At 68.2% G+C, this 5,590-nt stretch carries 4 protein-coding genes; 2 read left to right on the top strand and 2 right to left on the bottom strand.

The features are described 5' to 3' along the window. Positions 1-279: 279 nt before the first annotated feature. Both JMF90_RS21810 and JMF90_RS21805 read right to left on the bottom strand, forming a co-directional pair. Positions 280-2,265 carry a gamma-glutamyltransferase family protein gene (locus JMF90_RS21810; protein WP_201317196.1) on the bottom strand — a complete coding sequence of 662 codons (1,986 nt, stop codon included), beginning with the start codon at positions 2,263-2,265 and terminating at the stop codon, positions 280-282. A gap of 223 nt (positions 2,266-2,488) precedes the next feature. After that, a complete protein-coding gene (locus JMF90_RS21805) occupies positions 2,489-3,454 on the bottom strand; it encodes a LysR family transcriptional regulator (protein ID WP_201317197.1) in 966 nt (321 codons plus the stop codon). A 102-nt stretch (positions 3,455-3,556) separates the two neighbouring features. On the opposite strand from JMF90_RS21805, the gene JMF90_RS21800 reads away from it, so the two are divergent. Both JMF90_RS21800 and JMF90_RS21795 read left to right on the top strand, forming a co-directional pair. Beyond that, positions 3,557-4,681: an aryl-sulfate sulfotransferase gene (locus tag JMF90_RS21800; RefSeq protein WP_200161853.1), complete on the top strand. Its 1,125-nt coding sequence runs from the start codon at positions 3,557-3,559 to the stop codon at positions 4,679-4,681. Between the two features lie 58 nt (positions 4,682-4,739). Beyond that, positions 4,740-5,590: solute carrier family 23 protein (locus JMF90_RS21795; RefSeq protein ID WP_201325419.1), on the top strand; the 851-nt coding region annotated here is incomplete at its 3' end.

Here is a 5,590-nt window from a genome sequence, read left to right as displayed (position 1 = left end):
CGACGTTGCAAATGCTGACGATTGACTCACACTGTTTGACAATCGGGGGCTTGCGGCGGGGTGAACGCCGTATTTGACAACGGGCATGCATGAACCGTGAGCTGGTACGGCAGACGGCTTCACGCCGACGATTCGTCCGATCGTCGTGTATCGGGGAAATCGGTCGTCTTTGTTTGCATTCCGAAGGGATAAGGCTTGCTCGGCCGTCGATGCGGCCTCGTCATGATGCACGGCCCCCCGCCGCCGACAAGCGACCGGAGCCGTGCGCATGCTGCCTGGTTACGGTCGGAACGTATCGCCGAGCACGACGCCCTCGCGACGCGGATCGGTGCCGCCCTGCAACGCCGGCGACTGGCCGACCGTCACGCGCATCACCGTGTTGACGCCGCTCGCCTGCGCGGACGTCGACACCTTGTGCCCGAGCGCGAGCAGCCCGGTGATCAGCGGATCGTTCGCGCCGTTGTTCGCCGCGTTGACGTTCGGATGCTCGCCGCCGATCGTGGTGGTCGGGCTGTTGCTCGCGCCGAAGTCGACGAGGCCCGCCGACTGCTGCGCGTCGAGCCCCCAGTCGAGCGCGCCGACCAGCGTCTTGACCACGTATTGCGGAATCGTGCCGCCGCCCGGCGAGCCGGTCGCCATCACGAAGTCGCCGCGCGAACCGTCGGCGGCCTGCCCGAACACGATCGTCGGCGCCATCGAGCTGCGCGGCCGCTTGCCCGGCTGCAGGCGGTTGGCCACCGGATTGCCGGACGTGTCGAGCGGGTTCGCGGAGAAGTCGGTCAGCTGGTTGTTCAGCAGGAAGCCGTTGGTCATGTGGAACGAGCCCATGCTCGACTCGACCGTCGTCGTCGCGCTCAGCACGTTGCCGTCGCCGTCCACGATCGTGAACTGGTTCGTGCCGTGCTCGATCAGCGTCGTGTCGACGCCGAGCGGCACCGCGCCGAGATTGCCGGGCTGCGCGGTGCCCATGCTCTTGGTCGTGTCGATCAAAGCCGCGCGCGATTTCAGGTACGGCTTGTTCAGCAACGTGTCCCACGTGCCGCCCGGCAGCGGCACGAAGTCGGTATCGGCCACGTACTTGTCGCGGTCCGCATACGCGAGCCGTTCGGCCTCGGTGACGAGGTGAACGCCCGCGACGGTCGGCTTGCCGCCTTCGAGATCGATCGCCGTCGGCTTCAGCGACTTCAGGTCGAAGTTCTCGAGAATGCCGAGCACCGACGCGACCGCGATACCGCCCGACGACGGCGGCGGCATCCCGCACACCCAGTAGCTGCGATAGGTCGTGCACACCGGTTCGCGGCGCTTCGCCTGATACGCGGCGAGATCGGCGACGGTCGTCTTGCCCGGCGTGAGCGTCGAGCCGTCCGCGCCCTTGGTCGCCGCGATCTTCGCGACGATGTCCTGCGCGATCTGCCCGGTGTACAGCGCGTTCGCGCCCGACTGCGCCATCAGCGACAGCGTGCGCGCGTAGGCGGGATTCTTCAGTACGGTGCCGAGCGTCTTCGGCGACCCGTCGGCGTTCAGGAAATACGCGGCGGCTTCGGGGTCGCGCTTCAGGTTCGCGGCGTTCGCCGCGATCGCGTCGGCCAGCCGGCCGCCGATCGGGAAACCGTTGGTCGCCAGCGTGATCGCGTCGCCGAACAGGCTCTGCCACGGCAGGCGGCCGTGATCCTGTTGCAGCGCCTCGATGAGCCGCGGCACGCCGATCGTGCCGATCGAGCGGCCGCTCGCACGCGCGTTCGGCAGCGGCGCCGAATGATCGGTGGCGTCGTCGACGTAGCGCAGGTAGTTCTCGGTGGCGGCGGCCGGCGCGGTTTCGCGGCCGTCGTATGCCTGCACCGTCTTGCCGCGCGCATCGTAGTAGAGCAGCACGCCGCCCGACCCGAGACCCGTCGCCTCGGGGACGGTCAGACCGAGCACGGCCTGCACGGCGACCGCCGCGTCGGCGGCCGTGCCGCCCTTCTTCAGCACCGCGCAACCGGCTGCGCTCGCGTACGCGTTCGACGTGGCCACCAGGTACGTTTTCGCATAGACGGGCTTCATCCCGGTGCGATAGCCCGACGACGCTTCCGGCAGCGACGGGTCGCCCGGCTGATTCGAGCCCACCACGACCGTCGCGCCACTGTTGTCGACCGCGAGGCAGCTCGCATCGGTGGACGGTGCGGTCGTGCGGGCCGCCTCGTTTTCGACGTCGCCGCCGCAGGCGGTCAACAGGGCAGCCGCGAGCAACGCGGACGCATACGGAAAAATCGCTGTTCTGTTCATTGTCTGCCGATGTTCTTGTCGATCGTTGCGATGGACATCCCGTTGCCTGCAACCCCCTCGGTGCACGGGCAACGCGTTCGATAGTCCCATGAACAAAATTTTTCCCGCAATAAGGAAATGACGTCATGCCGGCGGACGCCCGGTGCGCGACGTCACCGGACCGGCATGGGGGTTTGCCTGCTGCATTGCAGCGTATCCCGAGACGCCCATGCGGCTCGCATCGTCACGTCGTTACCTTTTTCGCCCGGCGACGCGTGCCGCTCGCCGCTCCGCCGCGTGCGAAACCGTGCTCCATCGCGTCGATCGCCTCGGAAAAGAGCTCGAGAAACATCGCCATCGCGACCGTCGCGCTCATGTCCGCCCGCTGGTAGATGCAACTGAACGAGCGCGCACCCGCGTCGGCCAGCGGCGTCCACGCGAGCCGGCCGGCGGCCACGTCGTCCGCGACGTTTTCCGCGATCAGGAAACCGACGCCGGCGCCTTCGGCCGCGAGACGCCGCACCATCGACACTGACCCGGTTTCGACCAGCGGCCGCACGCTGCGCGGCTGCCGCGCATCGATCTGGTCGAACATCGCGCGCAGCTCCGTGTCGGGCGTCATCAGGATCAGCGGATGCGCGAAGCAGTCGCGCATCCGCACCTTGCCGCCCGTCGACGCCAGCGGATGGCCGGGCGCCGTGACGACACCCAGCGGCTGCGCGAACGCGCGCACCTCGACGACGCCGGGCGCGGTGCGCCGGCGCAACGCGTAACCGATGTCCACCTCGCCCGTCTCGACCCAGCGCACGATGCTCTCGCCGTTTCCCGAGCGCACGCTGTACGTGACGCCGGGATAGCGCTGCATCGCGGCGAGGATCGCGTCGGGCACGAGCTTTTCCGCCGTCGATGCCGGTACGGCGAGATTCACGTGACCGCGCCGCAGCGCGCGCAGGTCCTCGACCTGCGTCAGCGCGTTGTCGAAATCGCGCTGGCCGCGCCGCACGGCCGCGATCACGATCTCGCCGGCGAGCGTCAACTGCATGCCGCGCGGCAGCCGGTCGAACAGCGGCACGCCGACCTGCTCCTCGAGATTGCGGATCTGCTGGTGCACCGCGGCGGCGGTCAAGTGCAGCGCGTCGGCCGCCTTGCGAATCGAGCCGCGTCGCGCGACCTCGTCGAAACAGCGGAATGTCTGCGATATCGAACGCATGAAGGGGCCGTTAGATTTTTCCGAACAGGGCGTCAAGAATAATCCGATTTTACTGACCGGACGAATCGTCTAGATTCCGCTGCATCCCCGTATCCGATTCGAATGGAGACCGCAGTGACGACCGTCGACCAGATTACCCAGCGGCGCCGCGGCGTCGGCCTCATCGCCCACGATCCCGTGCTGTCCGCGGGCGGCTATACGCTCATCGCGCCGCAAACGGCCGACGGCAACGTCTATCTCGTCGGCATCGACGGCGAGGTCGTCCACCAGTGGAAGATGCCCGTGCGTCCCGGGCGCCACGCGGTCATCCTCGCGAACGGCAACCTCGGCTACAACGGCAATCATCCGCGTTCCGAATCGCGCTACGCGCCGTGGTCGATGTGGCATGGCGGCGACTTCTACGAGGTCACGCCGCAGGGCGAAACGGTGTGGCGCTACGAGGACCCCGCGCATCACCACGACGCGCAGTGGCTGCCGAACGGCAACCTGCTGTACGCCGCGTGCGAACCGGTCAACGCGGCGTTCGCGCGGCGCGTGCCGGGCGGCACCGCGCACGGCGACGACGAGGTGATGTATGCGGACGTGATCCGCGAAGTGAACCGTGCCGGCCAGATCGTCTGGGAATGGCATGCGCGCGAGCATCTGCGACCGGAGGATTTTCCGATCGCGGCAGGCTTCGGCCGCTATCACTGGCCCCTCGTCAACGGTCTCGCGGTCGATGCGAACGGCCGCGTGCTGATGAGCCTGCGCACGACGTCGGGGATCATCGGCGTGAACCGCGCCACCGGCCGCGTCGACCTGCACATCGGGCCCGACGTCGTGTCGCACCAGCATGCGCCGGTGCCGCTCCCGAACGGCCACATCCTCGCGTTCGACAACGGCAATTTCCGTCACGGTGCGCACGTCGTGTTCTCGCGCGTCGTGGAAATCGATCCGGCGACGCAGCGCGTCGTGTGGTCGTATACGGACGACGTCGTGAACCTGTTCTACACGCCGTTCATGGGCAACGCGCAGCGCTTGCCGAACGGCAACACGCACATCACCGAATCGTCGACGGGCCGGTTGTTCGAAGTGACGCCGGCCGGCGAGGTCGTCTGGGAATACGTGATCCCGTGGTTCGCCGAATACCCGGACGAAGCGGCGCGCAAGACCGGTCCCGGCCAGTTGAACAGCGTATTCCAGACGTTCCGCTACAGCGCCGCCCAGTTGCCCTGGCTACGGACCTGAGCGTCCGTTCATCGCCGGTTTCCGGCCATCGTCGCCGTTCGTTTCCGAGGGGCCTGCCGTGTCGCACGATCCGATTTCCCCGCCCGTCGATGCCCGGCTGCCCGCGTGGCAGCTCGCGCTGTTCGGGCTGCAGCACGTGCTGTCGATGGCCGCATCGCCGATCACGGCCGTCTTCCTGATCGCGAAAGTGCTCGCGCTGCCGGCCGACCTGACGGTCCAGCTGATCGGCGCGACGTTCTTCGCATGCGGCATCGGCACGCTGCTGCAATCGCTCGGCGCCGGCCCGATCGGCGCGCGCATGCCGTTCGTGATGGTGCCCGGCGGCGCACCGACGATGTTGTTCGCGGGCATCGCCGCGCAGTCGGGCCTGCCGACCGCGGCCGGGGCGGCGCTGCTCGCCAGCGCGTTCTACTGGGTGCTGCTGCCGGTCTTCACGCGCTGCCTGCGGCTCTTTCCGCGCGTCGTCGTCGGCGCGATGCTGTTGCTGGTGTCGATCAACCTGATCCGGATCTACGCGACGATCGTCGTCGGCCAGTCCGGCTCGGCCGACTTCGCGCAGCCGCGCGCGCTCGGTCTCGCGCTCGCGACGATCGTCGCCACCGTCGTCGTCGCGGGCACTTTCCGCGGCACGGCCGGGCGCCTCGCAGTGCTGATCGGGCTGATGGCCGGCGCGACGCTCGGCTGGGCGCTCGGCGCGATGCCGGCGCTCGCCGACGTGTGGCACGGGCCGCTCTTCACGCATCCGGTGTGGCTACCGTTCGGCATGCCGCGTTTCGACGTGCTGGCTGCGCTGCCGCTGCTGATTTTCACCGCGATCTCGATGGCCGAGGCCACCGCGCAGACGGTCGCCGTCGGCGAAACGTGCGGCAAGGCGATTTCGCTCCGGCGTGACGTGCCGAAGACGATACG

The sequence above is a fragment of the Burkholderia sp. E168m23 genome (assembly GCF_016586125.1).
GTDB classification, from domain to species: Bacteria; Pseudomonadota; Gammaproteobacteria; order Burkholderiales; family Burkholderiaceae; genus Burkholderia; species Burkholderia orbicola.
The sequence above is the reverse complement of the archived record's forward strand: the minus strand, read 5'-3'. Positions and strand labels throughout refer to the sequence as shown.

Coding starts and splice junctions, on each gene's coding strand:
- JMF90_RS21805 (WP_201317197.1), bottom strand. CDS start 3,454: ATGCGTTCGATATCGCAGACATTCCGCTGTTTCGACGAGGTCGCGCGA.
- JMF90_RS21800 (WP_200161853.1), top strand. CDS start 3,557: ATGGAGACCGCAGTGACGACCGTCGACCAGATTACCCAGCGGCGCCGC.
- JMF90_RS21810 (WP_201317196.1), bottom strand. CDS start 2,265: ATGAACAGAACAGCGATTTTTCCGTATGCGTCCGCGTTGCTCGCGGCT.